Annotated in this window: 20 protein-coding genes; all 20 read left to right on the forward strand. The window is 35.0% G+C overall.

All coding sequences use genetic code 11. The annotated features are described in order from the left end of the window. Positions 1-72: 72 nt before the first annotated feature. The 20 genes from gmd to PL_RS17210 all read left to right on the forward strand — a co-directional run bounded on the left by gmd (position 73) and on the right by PL_RS17210 (position 23,568). Positions 73-1,209 (forward strand): GDP-mannose 4,6-dehydratase, encoded by a 1,137-nt coding sequence (gene gmd, locus PL_RS17115; protein WP_041878043.1) that lies wholly within the window; start codon positions 73-75, stop codon positions 1,207-1,209. 29 nt (positions 1,210-1,238) lie between these two features. After that, entirely contained in the window at positions 1,239-3,773 is a 2,535-nt protein-coding gene (locus PL_RS17120) for an SLBB domain-containing protein (protein WP_348619972.1), read from the forward strand. Positions 3,774-3,830: 57 nt separating this feature from the next. Next, positions 3,831-4,898, forward strand: a complete 1,068-nt coding sequence (locus tag PL_RS17125) for a Wzz/FepE/Etk N-terminal domain-containing protein (protein ID WP_041878045.1) — start codon at positions 3,831-3,833, stop codon at positions 4,896-4,898. Between the two features lie 5 nt (positions 4,899-4,903). After that, complete coding sequence (locus PL_RS17130; protein ID WP_348619974.1) at positions 4,904-6,172, forward strand: O-antigen translocase; 1,269 nt, start codon at positions 4,904-4,906, stop codon at positions 6,170-6,172. A gap of 10 nt (positions 6,173-6,182) precedes the next feature. Further along, complete coding sequence (gene wecB, locus PL_RS17135) at positions 6,183-7,304, forward strand: non-hydrolyzing UDP-N-acetylglucosamine 2-epimerase (RefSeq protein WP_041878046.1); 1,122 nt, start codon at positions 6,183-6,185, stop codon at positions 7,302-7,304. Then, the gene (locus tag PL_RS17140; RefSeq protein WP_041878048.1) at positions 7,291-8,382 is read left to right on the forward strand and encodes a hypothetical protein; all 1,092 of its coding nucleotides are present in this window, start codon (positions 7,291-7,293) and stop codon (positions 8,380-8,382) included. The genes wecB and PL_RS17140 overlap by 14 nt, the downstream gene beginning before the upstream one ends. A gap of 7 nt (positions 8,383-8,389) precedes the next feature. Continuing rightward, the gene (locus PL_RS17145; protein ID WP_348619976.1) at positions 8,390-9,442 is read left to right on the forward strand and encodes an EpsG family protein; all 1,053 of its coding nucleotides are present in this window, start codon (positions 8,390-8,392) and stop codon (positions 9,440-9,442) included. A gap of 12 nt (positions 9,443-9,454) precedes the next feature. After that, positions 9,455-10,369, forward strand: coding sequence for a glycosyltransferase (locus PL_RS17150; RefSeq protein WP_052496023.1), 915 nt, complete (start codon positions 9,455-9,457; stop codon positions 10,367-10,369). A gap of 2 nt (positions 10,370-10,371) precedes the next feature. Beyond that, on the forward strand, positions 10,372-11,238 hold the full coding sequence (locus PL_RS17155) for a glycosyltransferase family A protein (RefSeq protein ID WP_082035791.1): 867 nt from the start codon (positions 10,372-10,374) through the stop codon (positions 11,236-11,238). A 53-nt stretch (positions 11,239-11,291) separates the two neighbouring features. Beyond that, complete coding sequence (locus PL_RS17160; RefSeq protein WP_052496025.1) at positions 11,292-12,386, forward strand: glycosyltransferase; 1,095 nt, start codon at positions 11,292-11,294, stop codon at positions 12,384-12,386. Beyond that, entirely contained in the window at positions 12,373-13,731 is a 1,359-nt protein-coding gene (locus PL_RS17165) for a glycosyl hydrolase family 28-related protein (RefSeq protein ID WP_082035792.1), read from the forward strand. The genes PL_RS17160 and PL_RS17165 overlap by 14 nt, the downstream gene beginning before the upstream one ends. Positions 13,732-13,976: 245 nt before the next feature. Next, positions 13,977-14,960, forward strand: a complete 984-nt coding sequence (locus PL_RS17170) for a glycosyltransferase family 4 protein (RefSeq protein WP_235324421.1) — start codon at positions 13,977-13,979, stop codon at positions 14,958-14,960. After that, a complete protein-coding gene (locus PL_RS17175; protein ID WP_041878059.1) occupies positions 14,953-15,555 on the forward strand; it encodes a sugar transferase in 603 nt (200 codons plus the stop codon). Before PL_RS17170 ends, PL_RS17175 begins: the two co-directional genes overlap by 8 nt. A gap of 59 nt (positions 15,556-15,614) precedes the next feature. Further along, entirely contained in the window at positions 15,615-16,739 is a 1,125-nt protein-coding gene (locus PL_RS17180; RefSeq protein ID WP_041878060.1) for a DegT/DnrJ/EryC1/StrS family aminotransferase, read from the forward strand. 58 nt (positions 16,740-16,797) lie between these two features. After that, positions 16,798-18,414: a hypothetical protein gene (locus PL_RS17185; RefSeq protein ID WP_041878062.1), complete on the forward strand. Its 1,617-nt coding sequence runs from the start codon at positions 16,798-16,800 to the stop codon at positions 18,412-18,414. 218 nt (positions 18,415-18,632) lie between these two features. Beyond that, complete coding sequence (locus PL_RS17190) at positions 18,633-19,277, forward strand: acetyltransferase (protein ID WP_041878064.1); 645 nt, start codon at positions 18,633-18,635, stop codon at positions 19,275-19,277. A gap of 48 nt (positions 19,278-19,325) precedes the next feature. Further along, positions 19,326-19,556, forward strand: a complete 231-nt coding sequence (locus PL_RS17195; RefSeq protein WP_041878066.1) for an acyl carrier protein — start codon at positions 19,326-19,328, stop codon at positions 19,554-19,556. 3 nt (positions 19,557-19,559) lie between these two features. After that, positions 19,560-20,297, forward strand: a complete 738-nt coding sequence (locus PL_RS17200; protein WP_041878067.1) for an SDR family NAD(P)-dependent oxidoreductase — start codon at positions 19,560-19,562, stop codon at positions 20,295-20,297. Between the two features lie 5 nt (positions 20,298-20,302). Further along, a complete protein-coding gene (locus tag PL_RS17205) occupies positions 20,303-21,310 on the forward strand; it encodes a 3-oxoacyl-ACP synthase III family protein (RefSeq protein ID WP_041878068.1) in 1,008 nt (335 codons plus the stop codon). A gap of 323 nt (positions 21,311-21,633) precedes the next feature. Then, a complete protein-coding gene (locus tag PL_RS17210; protein ID WP_041878069.1) occupies positions 21,634-23,568 on the forward strand; it encodes a polysaccharide biosynthesis protein in 1,935 nt (644 codons plus the stop codon). Positions 23,569-23,572 lie beyond the last annotated feature (4 nt).

The following is a 23,572-nucleotide window of genomic DNA, read 5'->3' on the forward strand; positions in this document are numbered from 1 at the left end:
TAATGTTAGATATTTCCCAGTAATCAAATAATTCGCTTATCTTTGACCCCTACATAAAAAAATATTAACCAAATGAAAGTTGCCCTAATAACCGGTGTTACAGGCCAGGATGGAGCCTATCTTGCAGAATTTCTTTTGAAAAAAGGATATTTTGTTCATGGACTTAAAAGAAGATCATCGTTGTTCAATACTGAGCGGATCGATCATCTGTATCAGGACCAGCACGAACATGGGGTTAATTTTAAATTGCATTTTGGTGATCTGACTGATTCTACCAATCTGATCCGTATTATTCAGGAAACACAGCCAGATGAAATTTACAATCTGGCAGCCATGAGTCATGTACAGGTGAGTTTTGAGATGCCGGAATATACAGCAAATGCGGATGGTATCGGAACTCTAAGATTATTGGAGGCTATACGAATTCTGGGGCTGGAAAAGAAAACCCGGGTTTATCAGGCTTCTACATCCGAATTGTATGGTTTGGTACAGGCGGTTCCTCAAAGTGAAACTACGCCTTTTTATCCGAGATCGCCTTATGCCGTTGCTAAAATTTATGGTTATTGGATAACAGTAAATTATAGAGAAGCATATGGCATGTTTGCCTGTAATGGAATTTTATTCAATCATGAAAGTCCACTGAGAGGTGAAACTTTTGTCACACGTAAAATTACCAGAGCAGCAAGTAAAATCGCTTTGGGCCTGCAGAAGTGTCTATATTTAGGGAATCTTTCTGCACAGCGAGACTGGGGGCATGCTAAAGATTATATTGAGGCTATGTGGCTAATTCTTCAGCAGGATAAGGCTGAAGACTTTGTTATTGCTACCGGGGTGACAACAACTGTTCGTGATTTTGTGAAGATGAGCTTTGCAGAACTGGGTATAGAAATAGAGTTTAGCGGTAAAGATGAGAATGAGAAAGGTGTCATTATTGATGTTGATCAGAATCTTGTTTTGTCTCTCGGCTTAAATGATACCTACTTAAAACCCGGAACTACAGTTGTACAGGTAGATCCTAAATATTTCAGACCAACTGAAGTTGATTTATTGCTTGGTGATCCAACGAAATCCAAGACTCAGCTAGGCTGGAAACCAAAATATGATTTGCCAATGCTGGTTAAAGAAATGATTCATTCTGATCTGCAACTAATGAAAAAAGATGAGTATTTGAAAGAAGGCGGTTTTAATACGCTGAACCATTTTGAATAGACCAAAAAATATTACTATAGGTTACCCTTATGAATTTAAAAAAAATAATAGCTGTATTCTTGTTTTTTAGCAGTTTAATGATTTGCCATAGCAGTTATGCACAAACAAATTATTCTGATGTAAAGGTTGATGAATTGACAGATTTACAGGTGCGTCAGTTAATGCAACGTGCAGAATCTGTTGGTTATAATGATGCTCAGCTGGAACAAATGGCCGCTGCCCAGGGAATGCAACCGGGCGAAGTGGTGAAGCTAAGGGCAAGGGTGACAAAAATCAGAAAGGGTAATGGTACCGAGAATAAGGTGACTGATCAGATGTCAGCTGAAGACTTTTCAGGTAGAACTTATGAAAATGCTGATTCTACAAGCAATAAAAAACGTAATCAGTCTGAGAATGCCAGGACTGAATTAAAAGATGCTTTTGGTAACCTGATCCCGAAAATTTTTGGTGCTGAGTTATTCAAAAGTAACGATATGAAGTTTGAGCCAAATATGCGGATGGCAACTCCTAAAAGTTATATTATTGGCCCTGATGATCAGTTGTTAATTGATTTGAATGGTGATAATGAGGCAAATTATAAGTTACAGGTAAGTCCCGAAGGAACTATCCGGTTACAATATGTAGGTTTGGTTTCTGTTGGCGGGTTATCTATAGACCAGGCTATTAATAAAATCAGGGCTGCAATGTCCAAAACTTACCCGGGCTTAAAAACGGGAAGAACAACTGTATCAGTGAATCTTGGTAATATCAGAAGTATCAAAGTTACACTACTGGGTGAAGTGGTTAAGCCTGGTTCTTATACCTTATCTTCTTTATCGACTGTGTTTAATGCATTAAACGCTTCTGGTGGACCTAATGAAAACGGGTCATTTAGAAAAATACAAGTAATTCGTAATAATAAAGTCGTTTCTACAATAGATGTTTATAACTTCCTTTTAAAGGGTATACAAATGGGAAATATCCGTTTACAGGATCAGGATGTTATTAATATTCCAGTATATCAGACAAGGGTAGAAATGGCAGGAGAGGTGAAAAGACCGGCTCTTTATGAAGTTTTGAATAACGAGTCACTGGAGGATGTAATTAACTTTGCTGGTGGTTTCTCCAATAAAGCATATACGGCAAAGATTAAAGTTTTGCAGAATACAAATAAGGAGAGACGCATCATCGATGTAAATGCAGATGATTTTACCAGATATAATCCATTAAACGGAGACAAATATGTGGTGGAAACTATTTTGGATCGGTATGCCAACAAAGTTGAGATTGCCGGTGCTGTATTTCGCCCTGGAGAGTATGAACTTGAAAAGGGATTAACACTGAAACAACTGATTCAAAAAGCCGATGGGATTAAAGAAGATGCATTTTTAAACAGAGGATATATTTCCAGATTAAATTCAGACAATAGTCTTGCATTAATATCTTTTGATCTGGATAAGATTTTAAAAGGGACTGAACAGGATGTGCCTTTAAGAAGAGAAGATAAGGTAACTATATCTTCAATATTTGACTTACGGGAAGAATATAAAGTAGATATTAAGGGAGAAGTGAGAGCACCGGGAGTTTTTGATTATGCAGAGGGAATGACTCTGGAAGCATTGATTCAAATGGCTGGTGGTTTTAAAGAAGGTGCTACCCCTAGTCGTATTGAGATTGCGAGGAGAATAAAAAATAGTAATGTAAACTCAATTTCTGCCAAGACTGCCGAAATATTAAATGTGAATGTATCAAGGGACTTGAAATTGCAGGATACTACCTTTGTATTGCAGCCATTTGATATAGTATCTATAAGAAGTTCTGAAGGGTTTCAGATCCAGCAACAAGTTAGGGTTGAAGGAGAAGTCCTTTATCCTGGTATCTATACAATTACCAGAAAAGATGAAAGAATTTCAGATGTGATTAAAAGAGCTGGTGGATTAACTATCCTTTCTTTTGCTGAAGGGGCATCCTTAAAAAGACCTGGTGCTGAGAAAGCGGAAGTGGTAGATAAAAATGGAAAAATTGTTTCCTCGGGTAAGAATATTAGCGATAAGCAGGAAGAAGAGATGCAGAAGATGGCGAATCTGAAACGTTTACAGGGAGTTGGCGTACAGGATACCGCGCAGCTAATCAGAGAGGTTAAGATTTTAGGCAGTGATTTAGTAGGAATTGATCTGATTAAAATATTAAAGGATCCTAATTCAAAATATGATTTGTTATTGGAGGATGGAGATATTATCAGGGTACCTAAGCAATTGCAAACCGTTAAAGTTACAGGAGAGGTTCTACGACCAACAAATATTGTTTATAGTCCAAATAAAAGTATGAAGCAATATATTAATGGTGCAGGAGGATTTACTTATAATGCAAATAAAAAAAGTGCATATATCCAGTATGCAAATGGGTCAGTAGATGCGGGGAGTAGATTTTTGTTTTTCAATAATTATCCGAGGGTGAAACCTGGTGCTGAGATCTTTGTCCCTAAACGTGCACCAAGAGAAAAATTTGGCGTTGCAGGAATAGCTGCTGTTTCTGCTGCTTTGTCCGGACTCATTACAGCACTTGTACTTATTTTGCGTAAATAGGCAAGGTCTAATTATAGTTCATAAGTTATTTGAGAAAGAAGCTTGCAATGGCATAATATGGAAGAAAATACAGTTGAAAATAAAGATGAAATTTCTTTAAGGGATATTATTGTTAAATGTATCGAATGGTTTCACTATCTTAAAAGTAAGTGGCTGATTATTGGCCTTTTTGCTTTATTAGGTGGTGGTTTGGGTTTTGTTTATACTTCAATTAAAAAGACAATTTATACAGCGACTACTTCCTTTGTTCTGGAAGAAGAGAAAGGTGGTGGTGGTATGGGCTCTCTTTCGGGGCTGGCATCTATTGCCGGAGTAGATTTAGGAGGAGGCGGCGGATTATTTCAAGGTGATAATATAGTCGAGCTCTATAAATCACGGTCAATGATTGAACAGACTCTTTTAACCGCTGCGATTATACAGGGTAAGAAACAGCTGTTAATAGATAGATATATTGAATCAAACAAATTAAGAGATTTGTGGAGTAAACAGCCTGATTTGAAGGGGATTGATTTTTCAGATTCCGCTCATTTTACTGTTAAACATGATAGTATTATTGGGCAAATTGTTAAAGATCTAAATACCAGAAGCCTCACGGTAAGCAAACCTGATAAAAAACTAAGTATAATCGAAGTTAAGGTGAAATCACAGGATGAAGCTTTCGCAAAGGCATTTGCAGAGCAAATCGTATCAAATGTGAATGCTTTTTATGTACAAACCAAAACTAAAAAATCATTATTTAATGTAAATATTTTGCAGAAGCAAACGGATTCTGTGATGGCAGTAATGAACCATTCTATATATTCCGCCGCTTCGATAATAGATGCTACTCCTAATTTAAATCCAAGTCGTCAGGCATTAAGAGTCCCCGCTCAAAAATCTCAATTTTCTGCTGAAACTAATAAAGCTATTTTAATAGAATTAGTCAAAAATCTTGAAATGTCAAAGATCGCTTTGAGAAAGGAGATACCTTTAATTCAAATCATTGACAAACCGGTGCTACCGCTGGAAAAAGCAAGGCTTGGAAAGATTAGTGGAATTGTTTTTGGAGCAGTAATCGGATCTTTTTTAATCATTTTGGTGTTAATTTTCAGGAGAATTTTCAAGATGTTCTTAACTCATGAATAGATAATATGAAGTTAATTAAGACATCGGTATTTTCTGGAATTATTACATTTATAAAGATTGCTGCCGGATTTGTTGCTGCAAAGGTTATTGCAACTATAACAGGACCTTCAGGAGTCGCCTTATTGGGACAGTTTACAAGTTTTTTAGCAATTATATTTACTATCTCCAACGGGGCAATCAGTAATGGAGTTATCAAGTACACTGCAGAATATGAAAATGATAAAGAAAAATTAAAGTCACTTTTCAGAACATCGTGTCGCATATCTCTGTATGCTGCATTGATCATTGGTGTGATTTTAGTGTTGTTTGCCTCTCCCATATCGAATCTGATACTCTATAGCACTTCTTATGTGAATGTTTTCAGGACATTAGGGCTAACAGTGGCATTTTATTCAATTAATGTTTTAATGATTTCGATCCTGAATGGGATGAAAGAAATAAAATTATATACGTTAGTTAATACATTAGGAGCTTTATTTGGACTCGGTTTAACAATATTACTAGTCGTTTTTTTTAAAATTGACGGTGCATTATATGCATTGGTAACTACCCAGACTCTGTTATTAATAATTACTTTTTTCTTAATCCGTAAACTTGATTGGGTTTCATTAGACTACTTCAGAGGAGCTATAGATCTGGATCTGGCAAAGAAACTTGGGGGTTATGGTATGATTGCACTGGTTTCTGCCTTAACAATGCCGGTTTCTCAGATCTTATTAAGGAATATGCTTATTCAGAAGCTTGGTGTTGATAGTGCTGGTTATTGGCAGGCTATGATGAGAGTTTCTGATGGATATCTATTATTGATAAATACTTCGATTAGTATTTACTATTTGCCAAAATTATCTTCCCTGAAAAATGATATTGATATCAGAACGGAGATCTTTTATGGGTTTAAGATAATTTTACCCGTAACTACTCTGGGGTGTGTGCTAATCTATTTTATGAGGTTTTTTATTATAAAAACGTTATATACTCCCGAATTCTTACAGATGGAGAATTTATTTATTTACCAATTGCTTGGTGATATTATGAAGGTTGCCTCTTTGATTCTGGGATATTTACTTATCGCAAAAGCGATGGTTAAGACGGCTATGTTTACAGAAACTTTTTTTGCTGTGATTTGGGTCGTTTTAGGTAGTCTGTTTGTTGATTTTTTTGGACTAAAAGGCATTACAATTGCTTTCTTCATTAATTACATTATATATTTTTTAATTATGGTGTATGTGTTTAGAGAGATTCTGTTTGGTGATTTAAAGAATAAGTTTAGTTGATACTGTGAAAATGAAAAAAATACTATTGATTTTTGGCACCCGTCCTGAAGCTATAAAAATGGCTCCTTTAGTGAAATCGTTTAAAACTTATAGTCAGGATTTTACGGTTAAAGTATGTGTGACAGCCCAGCATAGAGAGATGTTGGATCAGGTACTTGATTTTTTTGAAATTGAGCCGGATTACGATTTGGATCTGATGAAGCCAGGGCAGAATCTGTTTCAGTTAACAGCTGATCTTATAAGTGGTCTTAAACCAATTTTAGAAGAGTTTAAGCCGGATTTTGTCTTTGTTCATGGTGATACTACTACTTCAATGGCATCTGCATTATCAGCATTTTATGCAGGGGTGAAAATCTGCCATGTTGAGGCAGGTCTTAGAACTTTTAATAAATTATCTCCATTTCCGGAAGAAATGAACAGACAGTTAACAGGTAGGTTAACAGATCTTCATTTTTCACCAACTCATCTTTCTGAGCAAAATTTGCTTAATGAAGGTTGCAAAAGGGAAGATGTTAAGGTTGTTGGTAACTCAGTTATTGATGCATTGTATTGGGCAACAGAAAAACTAAAAACATATGAAGATGATGAAATAATTGCACTGAAAAAGCTTATAGATCCTGAAAAGAAAATAATATTGGTCACCGGACACAGACGTGAAAATTTTGGTGACGGATTTATCAATATCTGTAAGTCAATCAGACATCTGGCAGATCGCGAAGATGTTCAGATCATTTATCCGGTCCATTTGAATCCTAATGTGCAGGGGCCTGTTTATGAATTATTATCAAAAACAGAAAATATTAAGTTAATAAATCCGCTGGGATACCCGGCATTTGTCTGGTTAATGGAAAAAAGCTATTTAATCTTAACGGATAGCGGAGGTGTTCAGGAAGAAGCACCTAGTTTAGGCAAACCTGTTCTGGTTATGAGAGATAATACAGAAAGGCCTGAAGCAGTTGATGCCGGTACGGTCAGACTGGTTGGAACTAATGAAGAAAGAATCATAAGTGAAGCAAGCTTGTTACTGGATAATAAGGAACAGTATGCTAAAATGAGTAAGGCACATAATCCATATGGAGATGGTCTTACTTCATCAAGAATTGTAACTATGCTGAAAGATGAATACAAATAATAAAGGGGGAATTCTGTTTGTCGCTGAGTACCCGAATGAGAGTACTATTAAAGAGGGAATGTCTCAACGGATGATTGCTATTGATGGACAATTTCTTAACGACCAACGTGCTTATTTATTTGTATCTCACCGGTTCTTTCTGAAAAAAGAGATTACTCAGATTGCAAATGGTGTCAAACAATATAAATGTAATTTGTTTTTACATTTCTTTTTTATTCTTAAATTATTGGTAAATAGTAAGTTTATATATTTCCATTCAATTCAGAATGCCCTCCCTATTCTTCCATGTTTGCTATTTCTTAAGTCAGATAAGCGGATGATTTTAGATATACATGGTGTGGTTCCGGAAGAGCATATACTTGCAGGTCAGAGTTTTAAATCTAAGTTATACAGTATAACTGAAAAATATCTCTTTAGCCGGTTGTACTTAGCTATATCTGTGACAGATGCAATGACCAGGCATTTTAAAACTAAATATCCAGATAATCAGGTTAAAATGATGACCTATCCTATTCTCCCGTCAAATATTAGAAATGATACATACGATTTAAAAGAGAATGATGACAGGAATTTTGTTAATGTTATTTATAGTGGCAATCTGCAGGCATGGCAAAATATAGACCTGATGATTAACGTTATTTCCAATAATTTATCACCTCATGTAAAGTATACGATCCTAACCGGTAATCCGACAGCAATGACAAGGGTCCTGACAGAAAATGGATTAAAAGAAGAGAATAATGTTTTCGTTTTCTCTGTATTGCCGGAGTTTCTTGGCGAATACTACAGCAAGGCCGATTATGGTTTTATATTACGTGATGATATAACTGTAAATAACGTAGCTTGTCCGACAAAAGTTGTCGAGTATATGCACTATGGATTAATTCCAATTGTGAAGAGTAAAAATATTGGTGACTTTTATAATCTTGGTTATGAATATCTGGATGTGAAAGATTTTAATGTGGAAACTATCCGCGTGGGAAAAAGTAAAAAGAATAAGTCTATAATAGCAGAATTAAAAGATAAATGTGACAAGATAAATATTAGATCTTTTTTAATGGAAAATGTTGAATCCTGATTAACAAATGTTTATTTATTACCTGATATTCGTTTTAGCATTCTTATTATGTGGGTTGGACTACGTTAAAGAAAAGAATATAAAGCTTTTTTTTTATGTTCTGTTTTGCATGGTCCTGATTTCTTTGCCGGCATTTAGAGAAATAGGTGTTGATAATGATAGTCTCAGCTATAGTGAAATATTCAAATCAACTAATAATTATTCCATAGGCCAAATTATCTCAGGAAATTACGAAAGTAATATTGAGAGAGGTTTTATGTTGCTGAATAAACTTGTGGATGTATTTGGGGGAGATTTTAATAGCGTACTTTTTATTGTTGCCTTATTAACAGGTTTATTAAATTATACAATAATTTATAAGATTTGCAGATTCCCATTTACAGCCCTCTTAATTTATCTGAGTTTTTTTTATTTGTACAGAGACTTTACGCAGATACGATATGGGCTAAGTTGTTCAATTGTTTATTGGGCTATTTATTTCTTTACCAAGAAGAGATACTTTGCATTTGCTTTTAGTTTTGTTCTTGCTTTCTTATTGCATAATACGGCACTTATTATAATTATATTATTACCACTCTGCTATTTTTTCAAGAACAGATATGTATATCTTATAGCACCATTTGTGTGTTTAATAGGGTTATTTATAAACCCATTTCCAATATTACTTTCGCTGGGCGGCGTACCAGAACATATGCAGATTTATTTCAATGAAGAAGGTGGCGGAGGTATGGTTGTTTCAGTAATTGGAATGGCAATTATGATGATTTATGCTGTATTCTATACCAAAGTTAAATCTGAGAATTTTGATTTCGATATGTATTACCGGTTATTGGCAGTTGGTGTCTCTCTTAATTTATTATTTATTCAGGCCTCTATTTTTCAGCGATTTTCATATTTGTTTTTTCAGTTTTGTGTCCTCTTCCTCCCCAATATGTTAGCCGAACTGCAAAAAATGAAGGATAAATATTATTTTGTTCTTTTACATTTTCTATTTAACTGTTTCTTTGTTTATTACGGAATCAAATTAATAGCACCAACGTTAATCAGACCCTACTTTTAATTATTACAAACAATGAAATGTGTAGATATTCTACTTGCAACTTATAATGGTTCTATATACCTGGAGAACCAGTTATTATCACTATTAAGTCAAACATATAAAAACTGGAGACTCCTTATTCATGATGATGGTTCGAATGATAATACACTTGAAATCATTTATAAATATCAAAAGATAGACAGCCGTATTATTTTAATCGAAGATGAAATAAAAGGAAATGGTGCTGCCTATAACTTTATGCATCTTTTGTCACTGTCTGAGTCTGATCTGATAGTGTTTTGCGATCAGGATGATATCTGGTTTGAGAATAAGCTGATGCAACTTGTAGAAGGGTTTAACGGGGAATTTGATAAGCCGCTTGCTGTTTTTTGTAATGGATACGCATATTCAGAACAGAGAGGTATTATTAGTGATAAAATAACAAATGTTTTTCCAAAAGATCTAAATGAGCAATTATTCTTGAATGCAGGTATTCAGGGTTGTTCATTGATGTTTAATCGTATGCTAAAGCAAAAATTATTGCCATTTTCAGGGTTTATCGTTATGCATGATCATTTTATCACTTTAGGTGTATTATGTTTTGGAGAGCTTAGATATGTTGATAAATCCTTAATGCTTTATCGTCAGTTTCATGTGAATAAAGTAACCGCCAATATAGAATATAGTTTTGCTAAACGGTTGAAATCCATATTTATAAGTGATATACCTGTAATAGACCGCCGACATAAAGAAGCGTATGAGTCATTTTATGAAGGGTTCAAAAATGAACTAAATCAGAGTCAGATAGACCTATTTCAGGCATACTTTTTGTACTCAAGGAGCGGCCTGCTTAAACGGCTTTTGATTGTTATAGTAAACAGATTCAAGTTATATAATAGCGTATTGGCCTTGCTATTAAAAACAATCACCCGAAAACCTATAAATTAAGGATGCAAATTACTTTATTCACGCCGACATATAATAGAGCTTATCTTTTAGAACGTTTGTTCCTTTGTTTGCAGAAGCAGAACTTTGATAGTTTTGAATGGATTATTGTTGATGATGGTAGCACTGACGATACTGAGGAGCTTGTTAAAGGTTTCATTAAAGCAGGAGTTACCTTCCCCCTGAAATATATTAAACAAGAAAATCAGGGAAAACATATTGCGATTAACAGAGGTGTTAAAGAAGCAACCGGGGAATTGTTTTTTATTGTAGACAGTGATGATTATCTAGCTGATGATGCATTGATTTTTATTAGCAAAGAATGGGATAAAATCAGTGATAATGAGTTATACGGAGGAGTGGTGCCAAATAAATGTATTATAGGTGGAACTTCTATAGGTAATCCGCAATATGATCAGTTGGATTGCAGCACCATCGATTTCAGATATAAACGTCATGAAAAAGGTGATAAGGCTGAAGTAATACGTACATCTTTATTTCGTAAATATCCCTTCCCTGAGACTAAGGGTGAGAAATTCTGTCCGGAAGCATTATTTTTTAACAGATTGAAGGAATATAAGTTAAGATACTTTAATAAGGATGTCTATTTTTGTGAGTATCTGCCAGACGGGTTGTCTGCCAGAATATTTAAAATCAGAAAGGATAGCCCTGTAAATGCTTGTCTTTGCTATTCTGAATTATCTGAATGTGATATCCCAATTAAAGAAAGATTAAAAGCCTGTATAAACTTTTACAGGTTTTACAGATATACAGATAAGAAGATAATGACTCCTGGAGGTGGCTGGTTGTTAAATACGCTGGCCAAATTATTATCTAATGTGCTTTATATCCTTTCAGACAGGAAAAAATAACATTTGAGCGGTACGTTTGTTGCCCAACAATATTATACAACAAGTAAAATTTGATGAGTATAAAAGTTCTTCATGTAATAAATAGTTTAGGTACAGGAGGCGCGGAGAAACTTCTGGTTGAAACTCTGCCCCAGTACGCTGAGCAGGATAGTGAGATTAGTGTTGATCTTTTACTTTTAAATGGGACGAAAACCCCCTTTAAGAATTTATTGCTGGAAAAATTCTCAGGGAAGATCTTTTCTCTTGGAACTGGGTCTGTATATAATCCATTACATGTTTTTGGCTTATTTAAGTATCTGAATAATTATGATATAATTCATGTGCATCTGTTTCCAGCTCTTTATTTTGTTAGTATTGCAAAGTTTCTGACACGAAGTAAAACTAAACTGATATTTACTGAACACAGTACAAACAACAGAAGGGTAGACTCTGTCTTTTTTCGCATATTTGACAGAATAATATATAAAAACTACTCCTTAATTACTGCTATTACACCAGAAGTAAAGCATATGCTGGAAGATAAGCTAAAGCTCAAAAATAGGATCGTAGTGATCTACAATGGTGTAAATCCGGATAAAATAATCAGTGCAGCTGGAATTCCGAAATCTGAATTTTTCAAACAGGAAGACTCAAAAATTTTAATACAGGTTTCCAGGTTTAGTGTACAAAAAGATCAGAAAACTCTTATTAGAGCATTGGATTTACTCCCACCTGATGTTAAATTGCTTCTTGTGGGTGAGGGGGTGTTTCAGAAAGAATGTGAAAAATTAGTAGAGGAGCTAAATCTGACTAATAGAGTTAGATTTCTTGGTGTGAGAATGGACGTGCCTGAATTGCTGAAAACCAGTGATATTGTGATTCAGTCTTCAGTTTGGGAAGGGTTTGGATTAGCTGCTGTTGAAGGAATGGCGGCAGGGCGGCCAGTGATAGCATCAAATGTTCCCGGACTTAAAGAGGTTGTAGAGGGCGCCGGACTACTTTTTCAAAAGGGGGACGAAAAAGCACTTGCTGCCCATGTTATTAATTTGCTGGATGATGACTTTTTTTATCAAAAGGTGGCAAAACTTTGTATGGATAGGGCGGATAAGTTTGATTTAAAAAATATGGTAAGTCAGATTATAAACAGTTATAAAAATGTGCAGATATAAATTTCTTCTTCTGATTATTTGTCAATTGTTAAATTATCAATTGTCTTTTGGTCAGCAATCAGTAGCTAAAGTGTTAAATGTTAAGGATTTTGGCGCAAGGGGTAATGGTATTACCGATGATTATATTCCTATTCAGAAATGTATCGATGAGGCGTTGAAGAATCAAAAATCCAAAGTGATATTCCCGCCTGGAAAATATATAATTTCCAAGGGATTGGTTGCACATTATATAGCTAATGATCTGGAAATCTCAGGACAGGTGCAAAATAATATCTATCCTACTGTCTCCTGTATTAATCCTGTTTCGGTTTTAAGTATCAGGGGCTATCTGGAGCCTGAATCTATCGGAACAGTTTCAATTAACAACCTGAATATAAAAGGGGCATTTGGTAAGTTCCCATATAGTAAATCTAACAGATTTGTAAATGGAAATCAGTGGTATAGTGGTATCTCTGTTACAGATAAGAAAAGTGCAATAGTTAAGAACGTTAATATTTCTGACATTTATGGAGAAGGGTTATACATCAGCACGACTAAACAAGTTGATATTCCATTGAAAGCAAGATTCAATAATGTTAGTGTATTAGACTGCAAGGTCATTAATTGCTGGGGTTACAATCCGAAATCCGACGATTATGGCGATGGTATTTACATTGCAGATGTTTCTTCTGCTATTATAAAAAATAACCTGATTCAGAATAATTTTAGTGTAACCAAGCAACTCGGACGTTGTGGAATTGTTATTGAATTCATGGCTGAAAACTGTATTGTATCAGGTAATAAAATCTTTGGGTATGACAGAGGGATACATCTTGAAGCTGATTATGGCAATCATACAATCAGTCAAAATGTGATCTCGGGATCTGATATGGGGATTGTCCTGTTTAACAGTAGTATTCCCGGACAAAATAAGCCGGTTAAAATTATTGGCAATACCGTGTCGAATGATGGTTTTCCACGCTTAAACGGGTTAAAAAGAACACGGGATATCCAGGCAATCAGTGATCGTTCTTTATTAAATTTTGAGGCTGCAAATAATAGCCGGGCAGGGAGCTTAATTGAGAATAATACCTTTATTATATCAGGTAATTATGATTATTTTTCAAATACCATTGTCAATATAAAGGCAGATGGTCTTGTAATCAGAAATAATAAATATGAGGTTAGGCAACCGGAAAAATTGAAATACCCGATTCTATATAATAATTATTCTAATTCAATCCCCGCTAACGATTCATTTAAAGGAATTAGAATTCTGAAGTTCAAAGCAAAGAGTAAAGTAGAGATTGACAAAGTGAAAAGAACAAATAATTTAAGTTCGGCGACATTAGAAACAAATTTATAATATAATAATGTTAGGAGGATTAATAGTTAAGTCCTTGAATAGTAAACCCCGGAAGTGGAATGAGCTTGTTAAATAAAAAAGTAAAGATTATCAGATCAAGTACCGTTGCCTTATCTCTGAATTATCTCTTAAAAGGGCAGTTGAGATTTCTTAATCAGTATTTTGAGATTGTAGCCGTGTCGGGTAGTGGGAGTGATCTGGATGAAGTTCAAAGAAGAGAAGATGTAAGGGTTATCCCGGTGAAAATGGAGAGAAAGATATCGGTGTTCAAAGATATTGTATCATTTTTTAACTTATATTTTACCTTTATAAGAGAGAAACCACTTATCGTTCATTCTATTACACCCAAAGCTGGTTTGCTCAGTATGTCGGCTGCTTATTTTGCGGGGGTACCAATTCGGATGCACACATTCACCGGATTAATTTTCCCAACCCACACAGGGTTCAAACGCCGGATATTGATTGGAATGGATAAGCTTTTATGTTTATTTGCGAGTAAAATTTATCCGGAAGGACAGGGTGTTAAAAACGATCTTGTGAAATATGGAATCACTAATAAACCACTAAAAATTCTTGCTAATGGCAATGTTAATGGTATAAATCCTGATTATTTTAACCCTGAAAAATTTAATGAAGAGCAAAATGAATCGTTGAGATCATCATTAAATATTCTTAAAGATGAGATGTTATTTATCTTTGTTGGCCGCTTAGTTAGGGATAAGGGGGTTAATGAACTGGTTGCCGGATTCAAAAAATGTAATGCTGATTTTCCTCAGGTAAAGCTTTTATTGCTTGGTTTGACTGAAGATGATCTTGATCCTCTCTATCCGGAGACTATCGAAGAGATTAAAAATAATAAGTCAATTATAGCAGCAGGATTTGTTACAGATGTCAGAGCTTATCTTGCCATAAGTGATGTTCTGATTTTACCTAGTTATAGAGAGGGGTTCCCAAATGTCGTTTTACAGGCTGGAGCAATGGGCTTACCAAGTATTGTAACTGATATTAATGGTAGTAATGAGATCATTACTAATGGTGAAAATGGATTGATCATCGAAGTTAAGAATGAAAAAGCAATTGCAGATGCTATGGAACTATTGATTAGAAGTCCGTCTATTATAGATTCTATGAAGAAGAATGCAAGAAAAGAAATTATCGAGCGTTTTACTCAGGAAATAGTATGGGATGCCATTTTGGAAGAATATAATATGGAGATAAGAAATGTATAAGCTATTTTTTAAACAAACATTGGATATAATTATCGCCTTGGTTGGGCTGGTCATATTGTTTCCTGTATTTATTATTGTGCTGTTATTGCTATATTTTGCAAATAATGGCAAACCATTCTTCTTTCAGGTCAGACCGGGGAAGAATGGAAATTTGTTTAAAATTATCAAATTCAAGACGATGAATGATAAACGTGGAAGTGATGGCGTTCTTTTGCCTGATTCTGCCCGTTTAACGGCTGTTGGAGCTTTCGTTCGTATGACTTCTTTAGATGAGCTGCCACAACTATTAAATGTTATTAAAGGTGATATGAGCCTGGTCGGACCAAGACCTTTATTACCGGAGTATTTGCCTTTGTATTCGAAAGAACAAAATAGAAGACATGAAGTTCGTCCGGGAATTACAGGTTGGGCTCAGGTTAACGGGAGGAATGCAATCAGCTGGACAGAGAAATTTACTCTGGATGTTTGGTATGTTAATAATCTTAGTTTTTGGCTAGATTTGAAAATCATATTGTTAACGATTAAAAAGGTAATTGTGAAGGAAGGAATTTCTTCTGATACGTCTGCCACTATGGAAAAATTTACAGGGAATTAAACCCAGCTATTCTGCTGTAGTTGATAACCTTTGAAAATTAAAAATATAATATTTTAAAAATGAATGATAAAATCTGGCTTTCATCTCCCCATATGGGAGGTACTGAGCAAAAATATGTGAATGATGCTTTTGTGGAAAACTGGATTGCCCCACTAGGTCCGAATGTAAACGGTTTTGAGGCAGATTTAGAAAAGTACACAGGTGTTGCACATGCAGCAGCGCTAAGTTCCGGTACTGCTGCTTTGCATCTTGCATTAATCTTGTTAGGTGTTGGTGAAGGAGATGATGTAATTTGCCAGAGCTTTACGTTTTCAGCTTCTGCAAATCCTATAGTTTATTGTAATGCTACTCCGGTATTTGTGGATAGTGAATCAGATACCTGGAACATGTGCCCCATTCATCTTGAAGAGGCGATTAAAGAGCGTCTTGCTCAGGGGAGAAAAGTTAAAGCTATTATTCCTGTTCATCTATATGGTATGCCAGCAAAGATGGATGAGATATGTGCTATCGCGAAGAAATATGATATTGCTATTGTTGAGGATGCTGCTGAAGGTCTTGGTTCAAAATATAAAGGTAAGCCTTTAGGGGCCTTTGGTAAATTTGGGGTACTCTCATTTAATGGCAATAAGATTATAACTACCAGTGGTGGTGGTGCATTACTTTCCGATAATATGGCCGATATAGAAAAAGCACGTTTCTTAGCCACGCAGGCAAGAGATAATGCGCCACATTATGAACATACGCATATTGGTTATAACTATCGTATGAGTAATATATGTGCAGGAATTGGCCGTGGTCAAATGGAGGTCTTAGATGATAGGGTTAATCAGAGAAGAGCTGTTCATAATTATTATATGAAAGAACTTGGTGATATTAGTGCTATCTCGTTTCTTTTGGAACCGGAAGGGTTTTACTCAAACAGATGGTTATCCTGCATTTTGATTGACCCAAAGCATAAAGTAAAGAGAGAGGATCTTCGCCTGGCATTAAATGCTGAAAATATTGAATCAAGGCCGTTATGGAAACCTATGCATTTACAGCCTGTTTTTATGAACTATCCGTATTATGGAAATGGGATCGCCGAAACTTTGTTCAATACAGGCTTATGTTTGCCTTCTGGATCTAACTTATCAGAAAGTGACCTGGAAAGAGTTGTAACAGTAATTAGAAGGCTGTTTAAATAACTTAAATTATTGTTTAAAAAGGCATTGATTTGCTTGACCACATATTGTATAGATTTTTATGAAAAAATATCTCCTTTATCTTGTTTTTGTATTTTCGGTTTATACTGTCTCAGCACAGGAGCATACCCCAAATCAGAATATGCCTTATTCTTTTCAGTTCTATCAGAAATTCAATCAATCTGTTTATGATGTGAATTCCAGATTTCATAGTTCAATTAAAGGGTATTATAGCGATGATACTATATTGGTTGGCCGATTTAAAGAATTAATGAATATGGGTGTTGATTCTGTTAATCATAGAAGCTGGGTAAGACGAAAACTCACACAGGAACATTTGTTAAATTTTACGGCTGATGATTATAGTGTGTACGCCGATTTTTTACCTGATCTGCAGCTTGGACGTGATTTTAAGGGGAAAAAGAATACATGGCTAAATACAAGAGGTTTTCAGATTGGTGGTAATGTAGGTAAGCAATTTTCTTTCTATGCCAGTGCATATGAGAATCAGGGAGTTTTTTCTGATTATTATACGCAGTTTATTGACAAAAATCAAGTTGTCCCGGGGCAGTCTTCAGGATACAAGGTTAATAATAAAATCAGGGATTATTCTTATGCAACAGCATTACTTTCTTACACACCAAATAAGTATTTAAACTTTGCTTTAGGATACGATAAGAATTTTATCGGAGATGGATATCGTTCGATGTTGCTAAGCGATAATACAGCGCCATACTCATTTTTAAGAGTACGTGCATCTTTGGGAAATGTTCAGTATCAGACTATATTCGCTTATATGCTTGATCCGGGAGCACCGAAACTGACTACCGACAGAAGATTGGGCGATAGAGGGAAATGGATGGCTGCTCATTATATTGACTGGAATGTGACCAAAAGATTTTCAGCAGGCTTTTTTCAGGCAGTAACGTGGGCAGATGCTGAGCCGGAAGGAAAGAGAGGATTCGATTTTAATTATGTACATCCATTTGTTTTTCTGCGATCAATTGAAAGCGCTAATAGTACTTCTCCTGATAAAATGCGTCTGGGTTTTAACCTGAAATATGAAATCCTGGATAAAACAGCTATATATGGTCAATTTATGTTTGATGAGTTTATTGCCAAAGAGTTTTTTTCCGGCAACGGTTTCTGGGCTAATAAATCGGCTTTTCAGATTGGGATAAGAGGATCAGACCTTTTCAAGGTTAAGAGCTTGAATTATCTGGCTGAATTTAATAGCGCAAGACCTTTTACTTATTCCCATAACGATAGGGTTTCTAATTATGCCGCCTATAATCAACCTCTTGCAAACCAATTAGGTGCTAATTTCAGAGAGGTGATAGGGATGCTGAATTATACATATAAAAGATTTGACTTTAATTTAGAGCTGATGTATGCACGTTATGGTCTGGATCCTGCCGGGATGAATTATGGCGGAGATATTTTCAAAAGCTACGATACCAGGACATTAGACTACGGAAATAGGATCGGGCAGGGAATAGGAACGGATTTATATTATTCAGAAGGTAAGGTTGCTTATGTACTTAATCCGAAATATAATTTAAGACTTGAATTAGGTGGGATTTTAAGAAGAGAAACTAATTCGATTTCTAAAACCGGAACAGCAATGTTTACTATTGGATTACGCAGCACGTTTAGAAATCTTTATAGTGATTTCTAGGGATTGATAATATATATTATTCATTTATCAGTTTCGGTTATAGTAATGAATTAAGCCTTGTCAGAAGACTAATACGGCTCTTTTGTAACGTAAATATATTGTATACTCCATTAAAAGCCTCAAATTTTTGTTAAATTTGAGCATTATCACATTAAGAAGTAAGCTATAGTATTAGTAGAGAAGATAACTTATCTCGTAGATTTATTACATAAACAAAAATGAAAAATATTGCAATAATAGGTGCTGGAGGATTTGGACGAGAAGTTAAGATGTTAATAGACCAGATAAATAATCAGTCGAAAGAATATAACTTATTAGGTTATTATGCTGATGGCGTAACTCCTTCTACCTTGATCAACGGGTATCCTGTTCTGGGTCCGATAGAGAACCTGAATAAAGTTGACGAAGAATTATTTGTTGTAGCTGCAATTGGATTACCATCTTTAAAAAAGAAGTTACTGAGTATAATAGATAATCCATTTATATCATATGCGACATTAATTCACCCTAATGTTATAATTGGCAGTGACGATGTCACTATAGGTGAAGGATCTATTATTTGTGCCGGAAGTATTATAACAGTGAACATTAATATCGGCAGGCATGTAATATTTAACCTTGGTTGTACTGTTGGCCATGATACCATAATTGAAGATTATTGCTCGTTCATGCCATCTGTTAATGTCTCCGGAGAGGTTAAGATAAAACAGTCTGTTTATGTAGGGACTGGTGCGAAAATTATTAATCAACTGGAAATAGGAGAAAATACAATTGTGGGTGCAGGAGCTGTTGTCTATAAATCTCTCCCTGCAAACTGTACGGCAGTTGGTATTCCTGCGAAACCAGTTAAATTTCATGATTAGAATAAGTAACTCAATAAAATTTATTTAAAGAAAGCTCAAGATAAGTATATGGAAGAACAAAAATTTGTGAATAATTTTGCACTTCAATTTGATGAAACGGATTCTGAATTAATTCAGATGGACACTAAATTTAAAGATCTTGATGAATGGAGTTCTTTAACTGCATTATCAATAATGGCAATGGTTGACGAGGAGTATGGAGTTAATATAACTGCAGAGGACCTTAAAAACTCAACAACTTTAACAGATTTATTAAACATAATTAATTCGAAAGTCTAAATTATGTTCTCACTACAAGGTAAAACATTTCTTGTTACTGGGGCCTCTTCTGGTATAGGACGGCAAATAGCTATTTCTATCTCAAATTTTGGGGGTAAAGTAGTGGCCGTTGGTCGTGATATTAATCGTATCAAAGAAACATTAGATCTCCTTGAAGGAGAAGGACATTCTTATCATCTCTTCGATTTATCCAGTTATAAGGAAATATGTGAATTTGTAAGTAATTCCATAAAATTTGACGGAATAGTCTTTAATGCAGGTGTAATAGATTATACACCGGTCAAATTCATTACTGAAGAGAAAATGATTAAAATATTTGATCTTAATTTTAAAAGTGTCGTATTTCTAAGCCAGCAGCTTATTAAAAATAAGTTGATTAATAAAATGGGCTCTTTAGTGTTTATTTCTTCAGTTTCATCAAAACTAGGTGTATCCGGTACAGCACTATATGCTTCTTCGAAAGCAGCAATAAATGCATATTCGAAAGTTATAGCATCGGAACTGGCAAATCAAAAAATCAGATCTAATAGTATTTCTCCAGGGATAATTGTAACGAAGATGACTGAAAAGGCTATTGAAGTGATTTCTGATGCCTCTGTTAATGATGCTGAAAAGGCCTATCCTCTTGGATATGGGACACCAATAGATGTAGCTGGATCAGTTATTTATCTTTTGAGTGATGCGAGCAAATGGATGACCGGGTCTGAGTTAATTTTAGATGGAGGCTTAACGCTGAAATAATACTGATGAAAGCAAAAATAAAAGCGATAGCTTACTATCTGCCTGAGACTAATTTAGGGAACGAAGAAATAAACGAGCTTTTTCCTGAATGGTCAGTAGAAAAAATTTCGGGTAAAACCGGAATATATAACCGTCACATTGCTGAGGTTGATGAATTTTCATCAGATATGGCTATTAAGGCTGCCGAAAAGCTGTTTTCAGATTATGATATCGATCGGAATACTATTGATTTTATTCTTCTTTGTACACAAAGTCCGGATTATATCTTACCTACCACAGCTTGTATCATTCAAAATAAACTGGGGATTCCAACTTCATGCGGGGCCCTGGATTTTAATCTTGGGTGTTCTGGCTATATTTATGGGTTAGGGTTAGCTAAAGGACTGGTGCTTTCGGGGATAGCGAAGAATATTTTATTCCTGACTGCAGAAACCTATAGTAAATTTATACATCCTAAAGATAAAAGTAATCTGACTATTTTCGGTGATGGAGCATCAGCAACTCTGATTTGTGCTGATGATGGTTTCGCTGAAATTGCAGAGTTCAATTTCGGAACTGATGGTAAAGGAGCTGAAAATTTAATTGTGAAAAAAGGTGGAATTAGATTTCCAGGTTTAAGTAATGAAAAAGACGACATTACTGACGAGTTTGGAAATGTAAATAACCCTGGGAAATTATATATGAACGGAGGGGAAATATTTGGTTTCACTTCTGGCGCAGTGCCAAAATTAGTTCAGAATGTTTTATCTGGTAATAGTTTACAGCCTTCAGATATTAGTATGTATATTTTTCATCAGGCTAATAAATACATGCTTAATCATCTCCGGAAAAAGATAAATATAGAAGAAGAAAAGTTTTTCTATTTTTTGAAAGACTGTGGTAATACTGTTTCTTCTACGATCCCCATAGCATTAAAAGAAGCTATAAATTCCGGTGATTTAAGTGGAAATATCTTGCTGGCTGGTTTTGGCGTCGGATATTCCTGGGGCGGTTGTGTACTTAAAATGCAATAGTGCGCAATACTTAGAGGAAATGGAAATTATTCCAATTTTATATACTGATTTTACATACACTGGACAAATACTTGTTCATTATTTAGGTCAGATGGAATTCTGAACTCCCCCGCTTTATTTAAAAAATGAAATTATTGGTGTTTATTTGAGTTTTTTGTCAAATGATGCTTTTTGTAATCTATAGTTGATCTTTTTGTACTTTGTTTCATTTGAATTATAACTTATTGGTAATTTTCAGATTGGTGACGGGATAAATGAAATTGGATAATTTGAACTTGGTATGATTTTTTGATTAAATTTGTAGATTATTAAAATATAAAATCTTGTTCAGTCAGATAAACATAGTACCCAGATGGATAATATTTACGCTTGATTTAACGATATGTTTTATATCGTTGACATTGGCATATCTAATCAAAAGAAATTTTGATTTATCTACTTTAGATTATTTAGAGTTTAGCAGAAATGTATTGGTTACTACTGTCATCAGTACATTAGTTTTCCTAAAGGTGAAAACCTTCTCTGGTATTATCAGATATACAAGTGCTCAGGATACTTTCCGTATCTTATATGCAGTTATTGTAATTAACAGTACATTTTTTCTGGTTAATATGGCATTCGTTGCTACTGGTAATCTGGCAATAATTCCAAATAGTATTCTTATTATCAATGGTCTTTCCAGCTTTCTGCTTTTAATCACCTATCGTGTTCTGATCAAGTATTTCTTTATCTATATCAAAAATTTAAAGCTTGATAAGATCAGAGTAATGATATATGGTGCCGGAGAAGCAGGTGTCGCTACCAAAAGAACTTTTGATCATGATCCTAATGTCAATAAAAATATTATAGCCTTTGTAGATGATGATCAACGAAAAATGGGTAAGACCATTGACGGGATCAAAATCCTTGATGCTAAAGATCTGGTAAATCTGATCGTAGAGCATCAGCTCGATGAAATCATTTTCGCTTCATACACGATCCCTAAAGAAAGAAAAAACCAAATCGTAGACGTCTGTCTTGAAAATGGAATAAAAGTCTTAAACATTCCTCCGCCGAATGTATGGACGGACGGGAAGTTACAACCAACTCAGATTAAGAAATTAAACATCGAAGATTTACTGGATCGTAAGTCTATTCATATTGATATTGAAGGAATCGGACATCAGCTTAAAAACAAACGAATACTTATAACCGGAGCAGCAGGTTCAATAGGAAGTGAAATTGTTCGTCAGCTGACTAAGTTTGAGATAGGATTGATTATTCTTTGTGATCAGTCTGAAACTGCCTTGCATGAGTTATATCTTGAATTAACTGAAACTGCCAAAAATCAAAATTTCCATGCTTTTATAGGGGACGTTAGAGATGAAAAAAGGATGGAACACCTGTTCAGTACTTTTAAGCCTCACTACGTCTACCATGCCGGCGCATACAAACATGTACCGCTGATGGAAGATAATCCTTGTGAGGCTATTAAAACTAACGTATTAGGTACAAAAACGATCGCAGATAAGGCGGTTAAATACGGGGTTCAGAAATTTGTAATGATTTCCACTGATAAAGCTGTAAATCCTACTAATGTAATGGGAGCCTCAAAGAGAATTGCTGAAATCTATGTTCAATCTCTTAACAATTCTCTGCATAACAATAATCATATTTTCAGTAACGGATTAAGTTATATCAACGAATTGGATATTAAGCCGATTACTAAATTTATCACTACCCGCTTTGGGAATGTTTTAGGTTCCAATGGCTCTGTGATCCCACGATTCAAGCAGCAGATTGAAAAAGGAGGGCCGGTTACTGTTACTCACCCTGAAATAACCCGTTATTTTATGACTATCCCGGAGGCTTGTCGTCTGGTACTGGAAGCAGGCTGTATGGGTGATGGTGGTGAGATCTTTATCTTTGATATGGGGAAATCGGTGAAAATCGTGGACCTCGCTAAAAAGATGATTCAATTGGCTGGCCTTGTTCCAAATCAGGATATCCAGATTGAGTACTCAGGATTAAGGCCCGGAGAAAAATTATTTGAAGAATTGTTAAATGATAATGAAAATACGATGCCTACACATCATGAAAAGATTATGATAGGTAAAGTAAGAGAATATGCGTTTGATGAGATCCAGCTTCAGATTTATGCTCTTATAGAGCATGCTAAAAGATGTGATGACCTCCAGGTAGTTACACTCATGAAAGAATTAGTCAAAGAGTATAAGAGTAAGAATTCTATTTTTGAGGATTTGGATGTGAAATCTTAAAAAT

Origin of the sequence: Pedobacter lusitanus (genome assembly GCF_040026395.1) — a bacterium.
GTDB classification, from domain to species: Bacteria; Bacteroidota; Bacteroidia; order Sphingobacteriales; family Sphingobacteriaceae; genus Pedobacter; species Pedobacter lusitanus.